Raw genomic sequence first — 16,646 nt, 5'->3', positions numbered from 1 at the left:
GGCATTGCAGCGCCCTCGCGAACAACAGCACGGACAGCGCGGGAGTTCCGAACTTGCTCGTGACCTCCCTTGTTGAGCATGCTCAAACTTCTGTTTGCCTCGTTCATACCACGTGATTTGAGCATGCGCAATGGTTGCGTTGGGCATGCCCAACGAGTAGATTGAGCATGCCCAACGCTCACATTCCGAGCGACCGAGATCAGCGATACCAGACCTATCCCGAGGGTGATGGTGATGCGAGACATGAACGAGAACGAGAGCAAAGCAGCCGCAGACGACCTTGCGAAGCGACTCCGGCTCCTCCTCGATGTCGCCGTCACTGAATCAGGCTCGGAGCCCACGTACTCGCAGATCGCCGCGTACCTCGAAAAGGGCGGGATTAACCTGTCGCGATCCCGCTGGACGTACATGGTGAACGGCCACCGGTACGTCCAGGACCGCGCGTTGTTCGACGGGCTCGCCGCATACTTCGACGTCGACACCGAATTCCTAATGGGCGCCGAAGGTGCGGAAGCTCCGGAGAGGGTGAACGCACAGCTCGATCTCGTTCGCTCGATGCGCGCCGCTCGTGTGAAGTCGTACGCCGCTCGCACACTCGGTGACATCTCGCCGAACGCACTCGCGGCGATCAGCAAGTTCCTCGATGAGGAGATCATGAGTACGTAGCCGGCGCCGCGAATGCGCCGACGACGCCGGGAGCCCTACAAAGTCCCAATGGAGGTGACGACTCGTGAAAAGCGAGGCGGCCGTGTCAGCGGCATTCGACGAGCTCGCCCTCGGGGAGGCGTTCACGTTCGACGAGCTGGTCGGCGCAGTGCAGTCCCGGCGCGGGCGCCGCTTACGGATCATCGAACTCTCCGAACTTGGAGATCACGACGGGCTCTGCGCGATCTGGCTCAAGACCGATTCAGAAGATCTGGTACTCCACGCACACAGCGAATCGGCGTTGCATCGACAGCAATTCGTGCTGCACGAGCTCGCGCACATGATCTTCGATCACGGCGAGGACGATGATCCTGCAGAACCCGACTTCCTGCTGCCGGACATCCCGCCCCAGACCCGGCGGCGCCTACTCCGGCGACAGGATCCGGACACCGCCGAAGAGATTATGGCGGAATCCATGGCCGACCAGTTGGCCGCCGCGATCCGCGGGTCAGCGATGCACGAGTCGCGTTTCCTGGAGATCTTCGGGTGATTCCGGTTCTCGTCTCCGCTCTGATGTGGCTGCTGCTTGCATGCCTGCTCATCCTGCGGCGTGGACGTGGCGAGCGCAGCATCACGTACGCTGCGCTCGTCATCGCCATCGCCATGACTTTGAATATCGACTCGGTCTATGTCGCTCTCGACGGGATTGTCGGCGGTAGGAACCTCGTGACACTGTTTGCCGATCTTGCCCTCACGGTCGGCGTGTTCTTCCTCGGTCGCGGCGTCATGAAGGCATCCGATCACCAGCCGCGATCCGTGCAGCTTGCACTCGGGACGCCCGCGCTCGCGACCGCGCTGGTGTGTGCGATCGTCGCCTTCTTCCTCATCGATCGGGGCTCCACAACCACGACCTTCATGCTCGACCTCGGAAGTCAGCCGGCGGCAGCCGCCTACTCGATGATTCACTTCGCCTACTACGCGATCGTGCTCACGGCGATGGCAGTGCTGGCGGCTCGACAACTGCGAGTCAACCGGGGCGTCCAGCTTCTGCCGCCAGCCTCGCTGGTACTCGGTAGCGTCTTCGGCTTCGCGCTCACCGCCGTCGTCATCACGATGGATGTCGCGCACGTGGCCGGCGACCTCGACCTGATGACCGCCGTCTCCGTCGCATACAACCCGCTGTACCTGCTTACGTTCCTTTTCCTCTGCTTCGGGTTCGCCGGACAGCCAGTCGCCCGAACCCTGCACGCACGAGCTCGGGAACGGACAACGCGTGCGCTGGCGCGCGAGCTCGAGCTGCTGTGGGACCGAGCGATCGCGGTGCGACCCGGAATCAGCCAGAGCCAGGATGCCCCATTCCACGCCGACGACGGCGAAACACTGCTGCACCGCCAGGTCGTTGAGGTCCGCGACGCGATGATCGACAGGCGGGTGTCGTTCGAGGTGAGTGATGACGAACGAGGGCTTGTCGAGCGGGCGGAGCGGCATCTGCTCAGAGCTGGTCCGGGTGCTGCTGCATCGGTGGCACACGGGCGGCCGCGTGTCGGGTGGGGGCAGCAGAAGCGATGAGAGTGGGGTGGGCAGCAATGGGCGCGGTGGCCTCAGTCGGCGTCGCGCTCGGAGGCTTTGGCTTGGGTATCGCGAGGCGCCTCACTGCTCCTGTGGGCGGTCGGACGTACGACCTCACCATTCGTGGGCTGGATGGCTCGGGGGAGCGGCCGATCGTTGCGCTCGACCGCACGCCGCAAACGGTAGCGCCCGGTCGCTACTGCCTCCTGCTAGAGAGCGGGGGCTGGGTTCGGCTGTCGAGTGAAGTCGACGATCTCGGTCCGGAGCTCGTTGGCCGCGGGGTATTGGGGGAGCCCCGTGCAGGTCTGCATGTCGGCGAACGAGCGTCCTGGAGCGGCATCTACTTCTCGAGCCCGGAGGATGCCGGCCTCGAGGCATCAGACGTCGCTATCCCGACGGATGCCGGCCCGGCTCCCGCCTGGCTCATTCGCCCTCGAGCTGGCTCATCGACGATGTGGGCCATCCACATTCACGGTCTCGGAAGCCCCCGTGCCGGAACGCTCCGCGGCGTGCAAGTCGCCGCCGAGACCGGACTCACGTCGCTCGTGGTGACCTATCGGAATGATGGCGAGGGCCCGAACACTGGTTCAGGACGGTCGACCCTCGGCGCCACCGAAGTCGACGACGTGCGGGCCGCTGTGCACTACGCGCTCGCACACGGCGCGAGCCGAGTCATTCTCTTCGGATGGTCGATGGGCGCGGCCATTGCCCTGCAACTCGCTGCAAACCCCGAGCTGCGGGGTATCGTCGCGGGGCTCGTGCTTGAGTCGCCGGTACTCGACTGGGTCTCGACGATCAAGGCGAACTGCAAGCGGTCAGGACTTCCCGCGTGGACCGGCGTGCTCACCGTGCCGTGGCTCGACAACCGGCAGCTGTCGCGCGTCATAGGTCTCGGTGCGCCCGTCGGGCTGCGTCGCTTCGATTGGATTGCGCGTGCCGACGAACTCGCCGTGCCCACCCTCATCCTCCACGGTTCCGCTGATACGTCGGCGCCGATCGGGGTAGCGGCGCGCCTCCGAAATGGCAGATCCGATCTCGTCCAACTCGAGCGTTTTGATGCGGACCACACTATGACGTGGAACTCCGACCCCGAGCGTTGGCGGGCAACTGTGGCTACCGTGTTGGATGATCTTGTCGGACGATGATTGACAACAGCTCGGTGCTGCAGTTGAACACGGTGATTGACACCTGCAGGGTGTGGGCCGCCGCTGACACGGGGGCGCGGCGTCAGTGCCCTCGGGGGCAGCGACGTCCCGGTGCTACTGCGGACCCACCCGCGTTCAAGTCTGGCGGTGTTCAATCAAGCGATCGATCACCGACCGATCGATCACCGAGCGACTCGCCTGAGATCGAGGGCACGCTTTCAGTGGGAGACTTGGGCATCATGGGAGCAAACGTCATCGGTGTCGGCTACGAGGGACTTGACTCGGAGGGACTCGTTTCGAAGCTGCGTCTTCGTGGGGTAAGGACGGTTGTCGATGTTCGCCTCAATCCGATCTCCCGGAAGCGTGGGTTATCGAAAAGTGCGCTCAAGGCACGCCTCGCCGACGACGAGATTGGGTACGAGCATCTTCCGTCGCTCGGGAACCCACGCGACAACCGCGAGGGGTTCGCTGGTCTCGACGGTCTCGCGGCACGCGACGCCCGTGCGAAGTTCGGTGAGATATTGGAGACCGAGGCGGCTAGAGAGGCCTTAACTCGAGTGATAGAGCTCGCCGCGGCGGGCACGGTCGCACTGCTCTGCTTCGAGGAGGACGAGACGCGGTGCCACCGCGAGCTCGTCCTGACGGCCTTGCGCGCGCGGCTAATAGCCGCGTAACTCGGAGCACCTCAAAAGAGGGCCGTGGGGTAGTTGGCTGCTCGCGGCGGGCGGTAGATCCCGAGGACGGAGAAATTCTTCCGCTTGACGATGTCGCCGAAGTTTCCGACGAAGAAATAGGTACGTACCTTCTCGTTCCACATCTCTGCATGGAACTTCGTCGCGATGATCGCCTTCAGCTCCGCGTCGGGTTTGAACCGATATCTATGCTGGAGGGCGCTGAGCTCCATGTCGAGGATTCGAGGCTTGTGGCCCTTGCACGTGGGACTCATGCAGAGGTAGTCATAGCGGACCATGTAACGAGGCGCTACGAGCATTGGCGTCATGTCCGCTTCGCCGAACAGGTCGGACTGACCCATGACTGCGGTCATGCTCGCGATCTGCGCCTCGGTCCATGGGCCGTGGTCCTCGAACCTCAAGGGCTTTAGGTCGCGCACTTCCACGAGACCGAGAGACTGAGCGTTGAGGTCGGCCTCGACACCGGTGCGGAGATCGCACATGGTCGGCCCGATGAGCTTCTCGAGGATCGGGCCGCGCGCGTCGGCGTCGTACGTCTTGAACTTGCCGTTCTGCCTTCTTCTGGTTAGCGTCTCCCAGTTCGGGCGGTAACTCTCCGACCGGGCGTCCTTAGACGACGGGGTGAGGTCGACCTCGATGACTTCGAACTTCTTGAACTTCAATTCACTATCTAGATGCCGGAACGCTACTGGATAAATGCGCACCCACGTTCCAGTCCCGTCATCGTTCAAACGGACGCCAGCAACACACACCGTATCGCCGTATGTTTTCGACGGCTCAGGCGACGCCTTCACCGTGATCAACACGCGTGCACGCTGACTAAGCATCATCGCCTCCTCTGTAGGCGGGAGTCTAGAGTCCGATTTGTTACGAGTACACCGATTCTTCCCGCTCGCATCGCGCTGCTCATCCGACTATCGAGCGGGGAGCGCCGCAGCGCACCCGGGCTGAGTGCAGGCCGGGACGGGCCTGTTCGTTGGGCGGTGCGCCGCCCAGATTTCGCTCATGTCGAGATCCCTCTTGGCGGCGAGCATGGCGGTGTAGGCGTTATCGGAGTATCCGAGGTAGCGCACCTTGCCCATGTGGAATGTGTTCGACATATCGGGATTCGTGTCCGCGCCGACATGCCTTCGCAGGGCTGTTGCACGCGGTGAGGTTGCTCCGAGTTTGATCGCCAGTTCAGAAGCGGTCAGGTAGTACTTCTTATGCAGGTCCACGACCCGGACAGCGGAAGCATCGGCACCGTCGCTAACGTAGGTGACGGGCATCCCGCCGCTCCGGACAAAGCGCACCTCAAGCTCGAGTCCCTCGCCGCTGAGGTTGGTGCTCACCCCGCTGAGTTTCGGGAACACCTGATCCCGACTCTTCCCTTCTGCTATGCCTTTCACTACGCGAGTCACATCTTTGTCAGACACGAGGGTGTCCGGGTCGGAGTGGGCCTCCATCGCAAGAAGCGTTCGAATATGGGCTCGTGCCTGCGCGCCCATTCGGCGACCTGGCTTCAATAGATCTCGCACTCGCTCGTACTCCTCGTCGACGAGGAGCTGGAAGTCTCTTGGCGGCTCAGCGCCAATTGGGAGGACTCGCCGCGGCATGTGATTGCCCAATCTCTCTTCAAATACACGCCACAGCAAGTCGTCGAAGAGGGTAACGCCGGCTCTGACGTGCATGTAGAGGATTGCTTCGTCGACGACCGTGTACCAGTGCTGTTCTTCGTCGCGCATCGCGTCGATAGTTCGAATCATTCCCGCTTCGTCGGCGCCGAGCACGATCTTCGGGTCGCCTTGGGCGAGATTGATCGCTTTATCGAGACCGATCGATTTTCCGGTCTTCTTGTCGAATACGGAGACACCGCGCTGATTGAGAGCCGCCTTCATCAGCATCTCGAAGGCATGCTGCATGCGCAGCAGCACATTCGTGACGCGGCCGTCCTCGTCAAGACCGTTGAAGGTGATCACGCTCGCTCGGACAGACGCGACCGCCTTGCCTTTGAGGATCCGGGCGCTTTGACGAAGCTTCATGTTGTCAGCATCGACTACCGCGACGATTGGGCGCCTTCCCGACACGCGCGAAGTTGATGGAGTCCGAGTGTGACCGAAAGCTGGTCGTCGCCTGCGGCGGTCGTCTCGTTCTCGAACGGGGTTGTGAGGACGGGGCATCCAAACATGGCCCAATCCCGTACGACCTGCCCGCAAAAGGGCCCGATGAATGTGCCTCGAACGCAACAACCAGAACACGTCGATCGGCAATCTCTGCGTGCCGATGGTCGCGTCTGTCCGCTACCAGAGCTGCGAACCGAACCTCCCTACCCGCACTCCGCGGATCTCCCACGCCTCTTGCAGATCGAGGGCGCGCACCTTGATCGCGTGATCGGGGGTGGCGCGGGTGACGGTGTCGATGCGGGTGATGAGTGCCGGCGACGGATGCCGGTACCTGTTGCGCACGGTCGTCGCCGGCGACGGGGTGCGGTCGATGGCGACACCCCTCACCCGCTACTACGAGGCGAGGGGAACCCCACCCGGTCAATGGATGGGCGACGGCGTCCGCGGTCTCGGCGGCGGCGGCCAACTCGCCGCCGGCGATGAAGTCACCGAGGAGCAACTCCAACTACTGATCGGTCTCGGCCGTGATCCGGTCACCGGCGATCCGCTCGGCCGCGCATTCCCACATTATGAGGGCAGCAAGCGCGCCGTGGCCGGGTTCGACTTCACCTTCTCGGTGCCGAAGTCGGCGAGCGTGCTCTGGGGCGTGGCAGATGCCACGACGCAGGAGATCATCGTGGGCGCACACCACGACGCGGTCGCGCAGGTGGTCGCGTTCATGGAACGTGAGGTTGCAGCTACCCGTACGGGCGTGGCGGCTGCCGATGGCGCTGTCGCCCAGGTCGATGTCGCTGGTTTGATCGCGACGGCGTTCGATCATTTCGACAGTCGCGCGGGCGATCCACACCTGCACACGCATGTCGTGGTGAGCAACAAGGTGCAGACAGTGCTCGACGGCAAGTGGCGTTCCCTCGACGGGCGCCCGTTGCACGGCGCGGTCGTCGCGCTGTCGGAGTTACACGAGGCGCTGTTCGCGGATGCGCTCACGCGCACGCTCGGTGTCGAGTGGGAGCAGCGCGAGCGCGGCCGCGACCGCAACCCGGCGTGGGCGATCGCCGTCGTGCCCGAGGAACTGGTCGCGGAGTTCTCGACGCGCTCGCACCACATCGATGCCGCGACCGATCGCCTCATCGCCGAATACATGGATGCACACGGTCACCGCCCGAGCCGGGCGACGATCATGAAGCTCCGTGCACAGGCGACCCTGTCGACGCGTCCCGAGAAACACGTGCGCTCACTCGCCGAGCTCACGCGCGGGTGGCGGGAGCGTGCAACGCAGGTGATCGGGCAGGATGCAACGGAATGGGCGCGCATTGCAGCCGCGGATGTTTCGCCGCCGGTGTTGCACGCGGAAGACGTGCCGATCGACGTCGTTGCAACCCTCGGCGCACAGGTGTTGCAGGCAGTGAGCGAGAAGCGTGCAACGTGGCGGCACTGGAATCTGGCCGCCGAGGCCGCACGGCAGACCATGCAGTACCGGTTCGCAACGGCTTCCGATCGTGAGGCCATCATCGGGCTCGTCGTTGACGCGGCTGAGCGTGCGTCATTGCGCATCACTCCGCCCGAGCTCGCGTCCAGCCCGGCCGTGTTTCAGCGCGATGATGGCACGTCAGTCTTCCGCCCGAAGCACTCCATCGTCTACACCTCCGAGGCGCTGATAGACGCTGAGGCGCGGCTTCGCGAGCGGGCGACGGATGTCTCGGGACCGACGATCGCTATCACCACGTTGCACGAGGTCGCCCGCCGACGCCTGCCGGGCGGAGGGTCCCTCGGTGATGATCAGTCGGCCGCCTTGCAGGCGATCGTCGGGTCGGGCCGAATCGTCGACGTGCTCGTCGGCCCGGCCGGCGCTGGCAAGAGCACGGTCATGGGCGCGCTCCGGCGCGCCTGGGAGGCCGAGCACGGCCGCGGCTCTGTGGTTGGCCTCGCGCCGTCGGCCGCCGCCGCACACGTCCTCGCCGAAGACCTCGGCATTGCGACCGAGAATCTCGCAAAGTGGTGGACGAACCACCTCGCTCATGGCGACGCGTTCCGCGCAGGCCAGTTGGTGATCGTCGATGAAGCATCCTTGGCCGGAACGCTCGCCCTCGACCGGGTGAGCGCGCTCGCCGCGGCGATATGTGCGAAGGTGCTGCTCGTCGGCGACTACGCCCAACTGCAATCCGTGGATGCTGGCGGCGCGTTCGCGATGCTGGTGCACGACCGGCGCGATGCGCCTGAACTCGTCGATGTGCACCGATTCGTGCACGACTGGGAGAAAGCGGCATCCCTCGGCCTGCGCCGTGGCGACGAGGCATCCATCGACCGCTATCTCGCGCACGACCGCGTGCGGGATGGCGACACCGAGGAGATGGCGGATGCCGCCTACCTCGCGTGGCGGGCCGACACTCGTGCAGGCCGGGTGAGTGTGCTGATCACTGACTCGACCGGGGCCGTTGCCGCTCTGAATGAGCGGGCGCGCACGGACTCGATTCTCGACGGGCGGGTGGATGCCCTGCACGAGGTCAGCCTGCATGACGGCACCCGCGCCGCGGCCGGAGACATGATCATCACCCGCCACAATGACCGGCGTCTTCGGACCGGTCGGGCATGGGTTCGCAACGGCGACCGATGGACGGTCCTCGCCGCGCACCGGAACGGAGCGCTCGAGGTGCGGCGGCAGGGGCGCCGGTGGGGGAGCAGCACACTCTTGCCCGCCGGGTACGTCGCCGAGCACGTCGAACTCGGGTACGCCGTGACTGCCCATCGCGCTCAGGGCCTGACGACAGATACCGCGCACGTCGTCGTCGCCCGCGGCATGACGCGCGAGAACCTCTACGTCGCCATGACCCGCGGACGCGAAGCCAACACCGCATACGTCGCACTCGACCGCCCAGATGTCGCACACACAGGCATCCGGCCCCGTGATGACGCCGACGCGAGTGCCCAGTCGGTGCTCGTCGGCGTGCTTCACCATGTCGGTGCCGACCTTTCGGCGCACGAGATGGTCATCGCTGAGCAGGAGACCTGGGGATCGATCGCGCAGCTCGCCGCCGAGTACGAGACCATCGCCGCCGCCGCACAGCAGGAGCGCTGGGTTGCGCTCGTGCGAGGCAGCGGGCTCACTGGCGAGCAGGCGGATGCAGTGGTCGGCTCGGAGGCGTTCGGGCCACTCGGGGCGGAGCTCCGTCGGGCTGAGGCACACCGGGCGGATGTCGGGACGTTGCTGACTCGCGTGGTCAGGCGGCGCGGTATCGAGGATGCCGCGGACATCGCCGCAGTACTGCGGGCACGGGTTGCGCGAGCGATGGCGCAGGATGTCGCAGCTGGACGTAGCGGGCACACGCCACGTCTCGTCGCCGGGCTACTTCCGATCGCTGGTGGACCGATGGATGCCGCATCGAAGCGGGCGCTGCGCGAGCGAGCCGACCTCATCGAGACGCGAGCGATGGCGTTGGCTGAGCAGGCAATCGCGTCTGGGGAGTCGTGGATGCGCGCGCTCGGGGCGCCATCCATCGGATCCGACGGGACGTTGTGGCGCCAACACGCGGCAACCATCGCCGCGTACCGTGACCACTACAGAATCGTCGGAGGCCGCCCGCTCGGCATCGGCCAACCGACATCCGATGCCCAGAAGGCAGATGCCACGCGCGCCCGCGCCGCCCTCGAAGCGGCCCGCCGGATCGCGGATCGTGAAAACGACCGGACCCGCGACCATGTGCCGAACGTCAACGCGGGCCTTTCGGATGTCGGACTTCGGGTCTAAAGTGCGGGTTAGGCAGCATTAGATGCGTTCGCCATCATTCGATGCGATGGCACGACGACTGACCGGCCGTCTCTCCAGGTTCTCGTTGCTGACCGATCGGAGAGCAGCCGCATGTTCGCACTCGTCTGGGCCATGAGCGTCCGCACTGGAGTCTTCCTTCGCCGCTTCATGCCGACCAGCATCGTGTTGGACGCAATCCACACGCGTCGCGGCCTGAAGTGGGGTGGGCCGGCGATGCTGCTCGCCATCCCGTACCTCCTCGCCGGCCTCGCATTCGCCGAGATGACGGAGCACGGTGGCTGGTTCGGCGCACTCGCGCTGCTGTGCGTCTGGAACGCGTTCAAGTTCCTAGTCGCCGGCCCCGCGACCCTCGTGCGGCTGATTCGTGTGCGCGCACGCGAGGCACGCGCTCGACGGATATTCGCGATGCTCGAACTCGAGGCTGAGCAGGAGCGGGCCCGGGTCGCGGAACCCGCGCTCCGAAACTGAAGGACGGTCGCACGGCACGGCGCTGTCGGCGCACCTCTCGTTCACGGCAGGCTGGTCGCATACGAGCACGCCGACAGGGAGGCCCGCCATGATGATCTCGCAGGAGCAGTTCGACGACCTACTCGGACGCACTGCGCTGGCCGCGCTGTTCTATTACCCAGAGGTCACTGTTGAGAACGGCGAGTACCGCATCCAGGACGATGTCGAGTACTGCCTGCAGCCTGTCGAAGGTCTGCCCGCCGCCGATGTCGAGCGGCTGGGTCAAGCGGTCGCGCGAGCGATCGCTGACCCGACCGCGTACCGGTCCGATCTGCTCGCGCTCGTCGTCGAACTGGCGCCGCCACCGAGCGAGTAGCGATCATGAGCGGCCCGGTCGACAAGGATGCTGCGCCCCAGCCGGCGCCGACGTCCCGCACGCCCAAGCGAGAAGAGGTTGCTCGCGCGCGAAAGCGCGAGCGCGACCGACGATATCGGCTCGAGCATCCGGAGGAGCTCAGCGCTCAGCGCCGCAGATGGGTCGAGGCAAACCGCGACCACATCCGCGAGTTGAACCGTCGGTGGCGCGAAGAGCATCTCGAGCGCGCCCGCGATCACAACCGCGACTCGATGCGCCGCACCGCTGCCCGCAAGCGTCGCGATGCCGAAACTCGAGCGAAGTCGCGCACACGCGTGCGCGTTTGGCGGGAGGAGAATTCTGATCGCGTTCGGGACTACCAGCGCGATTGGGTCGCGGCGAACCGCGACAGGGTGCGCGAGTACTACAACCGTTACTACCGCACGCACCGCGACACGGTGAACGCCCGGGCGACGGCCCGCCGTGACGCTGACCCCGCAGGGACGAAGGCCAGGCGGCAGGCGTGGGCCTCGGGCCAGCATGAGCGCCGTGCCGAGCTGCAGCGCGCCCGCCGCGCCGACCCGGAGGTCTACGCGGCTGAGCTTGAGGCGAACGCCGCTGCCCGCCGACTCAAACGCGCGCTCGCCCGGGCGGGCCTGCCGCCGAAGCTCCTGCACCCGACAACCGCTGCTGAACGCCGCGCCAACGAGCGAGCCGCCGTCACGTTCTTCGGCGACCCCACGCTCCCCGAGCACGTGCGTCAGGCGACCGTCTTCGGCGAGTCCCTGACGCAGCACATGCTCAAGCACCACGTCCGGATGCGCGAGTTCGCCGAGTCCTACGTCGCGACCCGTGAACGGATGGCCCTGCCGCCGATGAATGTAGATGATGTGATGTGGGCGAGGGCGGTTGACGTCGTGCTCGACGGCAGTCGGCGGGTCGACCTGCTTACGAGCCGCGACGTCGCTGCGGCGGTGCGGAGCGCGAAGGCGACGGTGCGGCGAGCGGAGCAGAAGCGGCAGCATGAGCATCGCGTAGAGGCAGTCGTGATGCACGTACTGCGGAATCGAGCGCGTCTCGCGGCGGATGCGGAAATGGAGAACCGGGCTCGCGTGGCCCGGGGGAGGCAGCGTGTCGACGCCGACGACCTCGTGATGATGATCGCAGTGCAGGAAGTCAGCTCGCGGCTGTATACAGGCCCGATCGCGTCAGACGACGCCCGACGCGTGATGGCCCGCGCGAGACTACGGCTTGCGGCACGGCCATCGCAATTTCGAACCGCTGCAAAACTGGAGATTCGAATTGAGCGCTAGATGTATTTCCCCGACACGTTGTGAACGTGGGGTGATGTAGGCGAGGACCTCCGGGACGATGTGGGTTACCACACACACGTCGTTCCACGGAGGTCCTCGTGACTCACGCTAATGCTCCTTTGACGCCTGAAGGGCATCGTCGTCTTGCGGTTCTGATCGTCGAGGAGGGCTGGTCCGTGCGCCGCGCTGCGGAACGGTTCCAGTGCTCGCCAGCAACGGCGTCACGTTGGGCTGGCCGATACCGTGCGGGCGAGGCGTTGACAGACCGAAGCTCGAGGCCGCTCGCGTCGCCGTCGCGGTGTCAGCGCAGGCTGGAGCGTCGGATCATCGCGCTGCGGTTCACGCGGCGGTGGGGGCCGCACCGAATCGGGTTCCACCTGGGTGTTGCCCGTTCCACGGTCGGGCGCGTGCTCGACCGGTATCGAATGCCACTGCTGGCGTGCCTGGATCAGAGCACTGGTTTACCGGTCCGCAAGCCGAAACCGGTCCGTTACGAAGTCGCCGCGCCGGGGCTACTCGTGCACGTCGACATCAAGAAGCTCGGGCGGATCCCGGACGGCGGAGGCTGGCGCATGCTCGGCAAGACCCAGGGCCGCAAGAACAGCGGGCGCCGCGGCAGGGGCTACGCCTATCTGCACCACGCGGTCGATGACCACTCCCGGTTGGCGTACTCCGAGATCCTCGACGACGAACGCAAGGAAACCGCCGCCGGCTTCTGGGAACGCGCCCGAGACTTCTTCACCGACGCGGGCATCACGGTCACCGCAGTGATGACCGACAACGGCGCCTGCTACCGGTCGAACGCGTTCAAGAACGTGCTCGGCGACAACGTGCGACACCGCCTGACCCGCCCCTATCGGCCGCAGACGAACGGGAAAGTCGAGCGCTTCAACCGCACCTTGGCGACCGAATGGGCCTACGCCGCAACGTACCTCAGCGACCAAGCCCGCGCGTCGACCTACCAGGCGTGGGTGCATCACTACAATCACCACAGACCCCACACCGGCATCGGCGGCCTCACACCCTCAGCCCGCGTTCACAACCTCACGGGGAAATACATCTAGGGTGCGGAGGTTGAATTCCTGACGAGGATCGTCGGGCCCAATTTGATCTGCTTGGCCTCGTTGCGGGAATTCTCGATGCGTTCGAGGAGAAGTTCCACGGCCGTGGTCCCTGTCACCTCGCCATATTGATCGATGGTAGTGAGCGAGACCAGCGGGTGGCTGGCGAGCTCAATGTTGTCATAGCCGACGACGGAAACATCTCTCGCGGTGAGTCCGCGCTCGGCGATCGCCCGAAGGGCTCCGATTGCCAGTGTGTCGTTGCCGGCAAAGATCGCTGTCGGCCGGGCCGCGTCGTCAAGCAGGTCGAGTGTTGCAGCGGAGGCGGAGTGTTCGGACGCATCGGAGTAGACGACGTGGGGAACGAGACCGAGCTCAGCCATCCGGGCTTCGTACGTTGCCTGTCGAATCGCGTGGGGAGCCCTGGACTTTGGAAGGTCCACCGCGGAACGCACTGTGAGGTGCGAAATCTTGGTGTGGCCGAGAGTGAGCAGATGGTCCATTGCAAGGTTGACGCCAGCGTTATCGTCATTGGTTACAGTGTCGTAGTTCTGCGGCTGATCGTGACGCCCGACCAACACCACCGGGACATATTCCGCGAGCCGATCCAGCCACTCTGAACTCACGTCCAGTGAGATCGCAATAATGCCGTCGACCTGGCGATCTGCGAGAGCATCCAGGACGTGTTTGTCGCCTTTCCCCTCCAGGGCGGGCGCGATAATCAGTTGGTATCCGGAGTTCGCGAGGCGGCGAGCAGCGCCTGTTGTGACCTGGGTGAAGAAGTCATTCCCGATCTGCGGGATTTCGGAACCAATGGCGATCGTGAAAGTCTGCCCGCGCAGCCCGCGGGCTGAGGTGCTTGGCCGGTAGTTGAGGGCTTCGATCGCTTCCTGAACGCGCTGTTGCATTGCGGGACTGACTCCGTAGGCGTTCCGAATCACCTTCGAGACCGCACCCTGTGAAACCCCGGCGTGATTGGCCACGTCTGCCAGCGATGGTCGACGCTTTCGTCCGGCCTGAACGCTCTCCCGCGTCATCGTGCCTCCCTCCGGCCTTCTGAACAGCCACAAACCCAGAGTCTATCGATCGTCTCGACAATTGTTATCGAAAACGTACATCGATTTATGTAAATCGATTGACAAGCGGCCACCCGGACATTTAGTGTCGATTCGACAACCCGGGCGGATATTTCCGTTCTACGGGCGACTCCCGTCTGAGCGCACCGACTCAGCGGTCCAGTGAAGTCCAATGGAGCATTTCATGCGAAAGATACCTGCAGCATTAACGGTCGCGGCGACCACAGTCCTGGCTTTGACTCTCGCGGGGTGTTCGGTCGGGGGCGACTCCGGTGACAGCGGCGAGACAACGCTCACGATGTCTGGTTGGGCGGATGACGGCGTAGCCGAAGCGCTCATCGCCCAGTTCGAAAAGGACAACCCCGGCGTCACCATCAAGTACACAGGTCTGCCGTGGCCGGGCATCTTGACGCAGATCAATACGGAGCTGGTCTCCGGGACGGCATCCGACATCGTCGTTGTCTTCCCCGGCAACGGCAACCCGATCACGGCTCAGACCCTCGCCAAGGGCGACTACCTGGCAGACCTGACTGATGAGGAGTGGGTGTCGAACTACAACGACGCCAACAAGGCGGTCATGGGTGCCGACGGCAAGGTCTTGATGGGATCGAACGGGTTCACGATCATCCCCGCCATCTACAACACCCAGGCCCTCGAGGCAGCTGGAGCAACGCCCCCCACCACGTGGAGCGAAGTTCTCGACCTCTGCGCCACAGCCAAGTCCCAGGGCAAGGTCGCATACGCGCTCGGCGCTCTCGCCGGCGGCAACTACACCAACCTGCCCTACGCGCTGACGGCGTCGCTCGTCTACGGACCGAACCCCGACTTCGTAGCGGAGCAGACCTCCGGTGACACTTCCTTCAGCGACTCGAAGTGGACGGAAGCACTGGACAAGATCACGGAGATGACCGACACGGGCTGCTTCACTGCCGACGCGACCGGTACCAGCCTCGAGGCAGCTCAGGGCCAGGTCGCCGCGGGCGACGCGCTGGGCATCGTGACGGTCAGCCCGCAGATCGCCGCGATTCAGGAACTGGCTCCCGAGGGAACCACATTCGAGACCGCAGCGTTCCCCGCGACGGACGATGCCTCCGAGACGATCCTGCCCGTCGGCCTCGGTGCCGGCTACGGGGTCAACGCGAAGTCGGAGCACCTGGACTTGGCGAAGAAGTTCGTCGCGTTCTACCTGTCGGACGCTGGTCTGAACATCGCCCTCGACGCCGGATCCATGTTCCCGAGCGCTCCTGTGGATGGCTACACGCCCACCCCGGAGCTCGCTGGTGTCGCTGGTCAGGCCCGGAGCGACGACACAGTCGCCTTCCCCGACCAGACCTGGCCGAACTCGGTCGTCAATCAGACCTATACAGACGGACTGCAGACGTTCATCGGCGGCCAGGCATCGGCAGCCGATCTGCTCAAGTCGATGGATGACGCCTTCAAGGGCTAACACCGAGCAGCAGCAATCGAGTCGCGGTGCGATGTGAACCACATGTCATCGCGCCGCGACTCGGTTTCCACAGCAAGAGCAACGAAACGAGCAACACCATGGCACTAACACTGGCCGAGAGCGTAAAGGCCACTGCTCCTCAGAAGAAGCCGCGACGTCGGTACCGTGGTTACGCGGCATCGGTGTGGTGGTTCATCATCCCCGCAGCAGCCCTCTACGTGTTCGCCGTCGTTGTGCCCAGCGTCAAGGGCAGCCTGTTCGCCTTCACTGACTGGGATGGAGTTTCCCCCGACCCGTCGTTCGTGGGCTTCGACCAATTCGCTCGAATCTTCTCCGATCCCTACGGGCTCACGGCGATCAGGAACACGCTGCTCCTCGCGATCGTGGTCATGATCGTTCAGAACGCCATTGGTCTCCTGTTGGCTCTCGCCGTCAACTCCCGCATCAAGACACGCAACATCGTTCGGGTGCTCATCTTCGCTCCCGTGGTGATCACCTCCATCGCCGTCGGCTTCCTCTGGCAGAACCTCCTCGCCCCGGATGGCGGCGTGAACCAAGCGCTCGAAGCGGTGGGACTCGGTGGGCTCCAACAAAACTGGTTGGGGAATCCCGACGTCGCAATCTGGTCGGTCATGATCGTCGTCATCTGGCAGTTCGTGGGCTACTCGATGGTCATCTTCCTGGCCGGCTTACAGGGCATTCCGCCAGAAGTCCTTGAAGCTGCAGCCATCGACGGGGCAGGGCCGATCCGCCGATTCTGGTCTGTGATCCGCCCCTCACTCGCCCCGGCGATCACCATCAACCTGATGCTGTCCATCATCGGCGGGTTGAAGCTGTTCGACCAGGTCTTCGTCATGACACAGGGCGGACCGGGAGGTTCTACGAACACGATCTCGACCCTCATCTACTCGAACGCGTTCCAGCTGGGCCGGTTCGGCTACGGCGCGGCCCTCGCGGTCGTCCTCACCATTTTCGTCGCGGGCGTCTCCGCCATCCAGTACTGGCTTCTCGCGAAGCAGGAGCGTTGA

16 protein-coding genes are annotated in these 16,646 nt (G+C 64.6%); 12 read left to right on the top strand and 4 right to left on the bottom strand.

The genetic code is table 11. The annotated features are described in order from the left end of the window. Positions 1-243: 243 nt before the first annotated feature. The 5 genes from AC1C2U_RS02600 to AC1C2U_RS02580 all read left to right on the top strand — a co-directional run bounded on the left by AC1C2U_RS02600 (position 244) and on the right by AC1C2U_RS02580 (position 4,033). Positions 244-666: a hypothetical protein gene (locus tag AC1C2U_RS02600; RefSeq protein ID WP_495360160.1), complete on the top strand. Its 423-nt coding sequence runs from the start codon at positions 244-246 to the stop codon at positions 664-666. Positions 667-748: 82 nt separating this feature from the next. Next, positions 749-1,195 (top strand): hypothetical protein, encoded by a 447-nt coding sequence (locus tag AC1C2U_RS02595; protein WP_495360159.1) that lies wholly within the window; start codon positions 749-751, stop codon positions 1,193-1,195. After that, the gene (locus AC1C2U_RS02590; protein WP_495360158.1) at positions 1,192-2,214 is read left to right on the top strand and encodes a hypothetical protein; all 1,023 of its coding nucleotides are present in this window, start codon (positions 1,192-1,194) and stop codon (positions 2,212-2,214) included. Before AC1C2U_RS02595 ends, AC1C2U_RS02590 begins: the two co-directional genes overlap by 4 nt. Continuing rightward, complete coding sequence (locus tag AC1C2U_RS02585; RefSeq protein WP_495360157.1) at positions 2,211-3,359, top strand: alpha/beta hydrolase family protein; 1,149 nt, start codon at positions 2,211-2,213, stop codon at positions 3,357-3,359. The genes AC1C2U_RS02590 and AC1C2U_RS02585 overlap by 4 nt, the downstream gene beginning before the upstream one ends. Positions 3,360-3,598: 239 nt before the next feature. Further along, positions 3,599-4,033 (top strand): DUF488 domain-containing protein, encoded by a 435-nt coding sequence (locus tag AC1C2U_RS02580; protein ID WP_495360156.1) that lies wholly within the window; start codon positions 3,599-3,601, stop codon positions 4,031-4,033. 11 nt (positions 4,034-4,044) lie between these two features. On the opposite strand, the gene AC1C2U_RS02575 is transcribed toward AC1C2U_RS02580, so the two are convergent. The 3 genes from AC1C2U_RS02575 to AC1C2U_RS02565 form a co-directional block, all read right to left on the bottom strand. Then, the gene (locus tag AC1C2U_RS02575) at positions 4,045-4,857 is read right to left on the bottom strand and encodes a DUF8757 domain-containing protein (RefSeq protein WP_495360155.1); all 813 of its coding nucleotides are present in this window, start codon (positions 4,855-4,857) and stop codon (positions 4,045-4,047) included. A gap of 108 nt (positions 4,858-4,965) precedes the next feature. Further along, the gene (locus tag AC1C2U_RS02570) at positions 4,966-6,072 is read right to left on the bottom strand and encodes a DUF8611 domain-containing protein (protein WP_495360154.1); all 1,107 of its coding nucleotides are present in this window, start codon (positions 6,070-6,072) and stop codon (positions 4,966-4,968) included. A 258-nt stretch (positions 6,073-6,330) separates the two neighbouring features. Beyond that, positions 6,331-6,540, bottom strand: coding sequence for a hypothetical protein (locus tag AC1C2U_RS02565; RefSeq protein WP_495360851.1), 210 nt, complete (start codon positions 6,538-6,540; stop codon positions 6,331-6,333). On the opposite strand from AC1C2U_RS02565, the gene mobF reads away from it, so the two are divergent. The 5 genes from mobF (at position 6,449) to AC1C2U_RS02540 (ending at position 13,098) form a co-directional block, all read left to right on the top strand. Further along, positions 6,449-9,898, top strand: a complete 3,450-nt coding sequence (gene mobF, locus AC1C2U_RS02560) for a MobF family relaxase (protein WP_495360828.1) — start codon at positions 6,449-6,451, stop codon at positions 9,896-9,898. The two genes, AC1C2U_RS02565 and mobF, sit on opposite strands and share 92 nt — an antisense overlap. Positions 9,899-10,030: 132 nt before the next feature. Further along, the gene (locus AC1C2U_RS02555; protein ID WP_495360153.1) at positions 10,031-10,387 is read left to right on the top strand and encodes a sulfate permease; all 357 of its coding nucleotides are present in this window, start codon (positions 10,031-10,033) and stop codon (positions 10,385-10,387) included. Positions 10,388-10,475: 88 nt separating this feature from the next. Then, the gene (locus tag AC1C2U_RS02550; RefSeq protein ID WP_495360152.1) at positions 10,476-10,742 is read left to right on the top strand and encodes a hypothetical protein; all 267 of its coding nucleotides are present in this window, start codon (positions 10,476-10,478) and stop codon (positions 10,740-10,742) included. Between the two features lie 5 nt (positions 10,743-10,747). Then, positions 10,748-12,034 carry a hypothetical protein gene (locus AC1C2U_RS02545; protein WP_495360151.1) on the top strand — a complete coding sequence of 429 codons (1,287 nt, stop codon included), beginning with the start codon at positions 10,748-10,750 and terminating at the stop codon, positions 12,032-12,034. 98 nt (positions 12,035-12,132) lie between these two features. Next, positions 12,133-13,098, top strand: coding sequence for an IS481 family transposase (locus tag AC1C2U_RS02540; protein WP_495360150.1), 966 nt, complete (start codon positions 12,133-12,135; stop codon positions 13,096-13,098). Here AC1C2U_RS02540 and AC1C2U_RS02535 read toward each other — a convergent pair. Next, complete coding sequence (locus tag AC1C2U_RS02535) at positions 13,095-14,132, bottom strand: LacI family DNA-binding transcriptional regulator (RefSeq protein ID WP_495360149.1); 1,038 nt, start codon at positions 14,130-14,132, stop codon at positions 13,095-13,097. The two genes, AC1C2U_RS02540 and AC1C2U_RS02535, sit on opposite strands and share 4 nt — an antisense overlap. 337 nt (positions 14,133-14,469) lie before the next feature. Between AC1C2U_RS02535 and AC1C2U_RS02530 the strand changes: the two genes are divergently transcribed. Together AC1C2U_RS02530 and AC1C2U_RS02525 are read left to right on the top strand one after the other, a co-directional pair. Beyond that, complete coding sequence (locus AC1C2U_RS02530) at positions 14,470-15,618, top strand: ABC transporter substrate-binding protein (protein WP_495360148.1); 1,149 nt, start codon at positions 14,470-14,472, stop codon at positions 15,616-15,618. 98 nt (positions 15,619-15,716) lie between these two features. Next, positions 15,717-16,646: a carbohydrate ABC transporter permease gene (locus AC1C2U_RS02525; RefSeq protein WP_495360147.1), complete on the top strand. Its 930-nt coding sequence runs from the start codon at positions 15,717-15,719 to the stop codon at positions 16,644-16,646.

The sequence above is a fragment of the Agromyces sp. Y575 genome, from assembly GCF_059445445.1.
Note: the sequence above shows the minus strand (reverse complement) of the source record. Positions and strands in the feature narration are given on the sequence as shown.

What these genes read in the sequence shown, in the direction of transcription:
- AC1C2U_RS02600 (WP_495360160.1), top strand. Translation starts at nt 244, where the DNA reads ATGAACGAGAACGAGAGCAAAGCAGCCGCAGACGACCTTGCGAAGCGA.
- AC1C2U_RS02585 (WP_495360157.1), top strand. Translation starts at nt 2,211, where the DNA reads ATGAGAGTGGGGTGGGCAGCAATGGGCGCGGTGGCCTCAGTCGGCGTC.
- AC1C2U_RS02580 (WP_495360156.1), top strand. Translation starts at nt 3,599, where the DNA reads ATGGGAGCAAACGTCATCGGTGTCGGCTACGAGGGACTTGACTCGGAG.
- AC1C2U_RS02570 (WP_495360154.1), bottom strand. Translation starts at nt 6,072, where the DNA reads ATGAAGCTTCGTCAAAGCGCCCGGATCCTCAAAGGCAAGGCGGTCGCG.
- mobF (WP_495360828.1), top strand. Translation starts at nt 6,449, where the DNA reads ATGCGGGTGATGAGTGCCGGCGACGGATGCCGGTACCTGTTGCGCACG.
- AC1C2U_RS02555 (WP_495360153.1), top strand. Translation starts at nt 10,031, where the DNA reads ATGAGCGTCCGCACTGGAGTCTTCCTTCGCCGCTTCATGCCGACCAGC.
- AC1C2U_RS02550 (WP_495360152.1), top strand. Translation starts at nt 10,476, where the DNA reads ATGATGATCTCGCAGGAGCAGTTCGACGACCTACTCGGACGCACTGCG.
- AC1C2U_RS02545 (WP_495360151.1), top strand. Translation starts at nt 10,748, where the DNA reads ATGAGCGGCCCGGTCGACAAGGATGCTGCGCCCCAGCCGGCGCCGACG.
- AC1C2U_RS02535 (WP_495360149.1), bottom strand. Translation starts at nt 14,132, where the DNA reads ATGACGCGGGAGAGCGTTCAGGCCGGACGAAAGCGTCGACCATCGCTG.
- AC1C2U_RS02530 (WP_495360148.1), top strand. Translation starts at nt 14,470, where the DNA reads ATGTCTGGTTGGGCGGATGACGGCGTAGCCGAAGCGCTCATCGCCCAG.
- AC1C2U_RS02525 (WP_495360147.1), top strand. Translation starts at nt 15,717, where the DNA reads ATGGCACTAACACTGGCCGAGAGCGTAAAGGCCACTGCTCCTCAGAAG.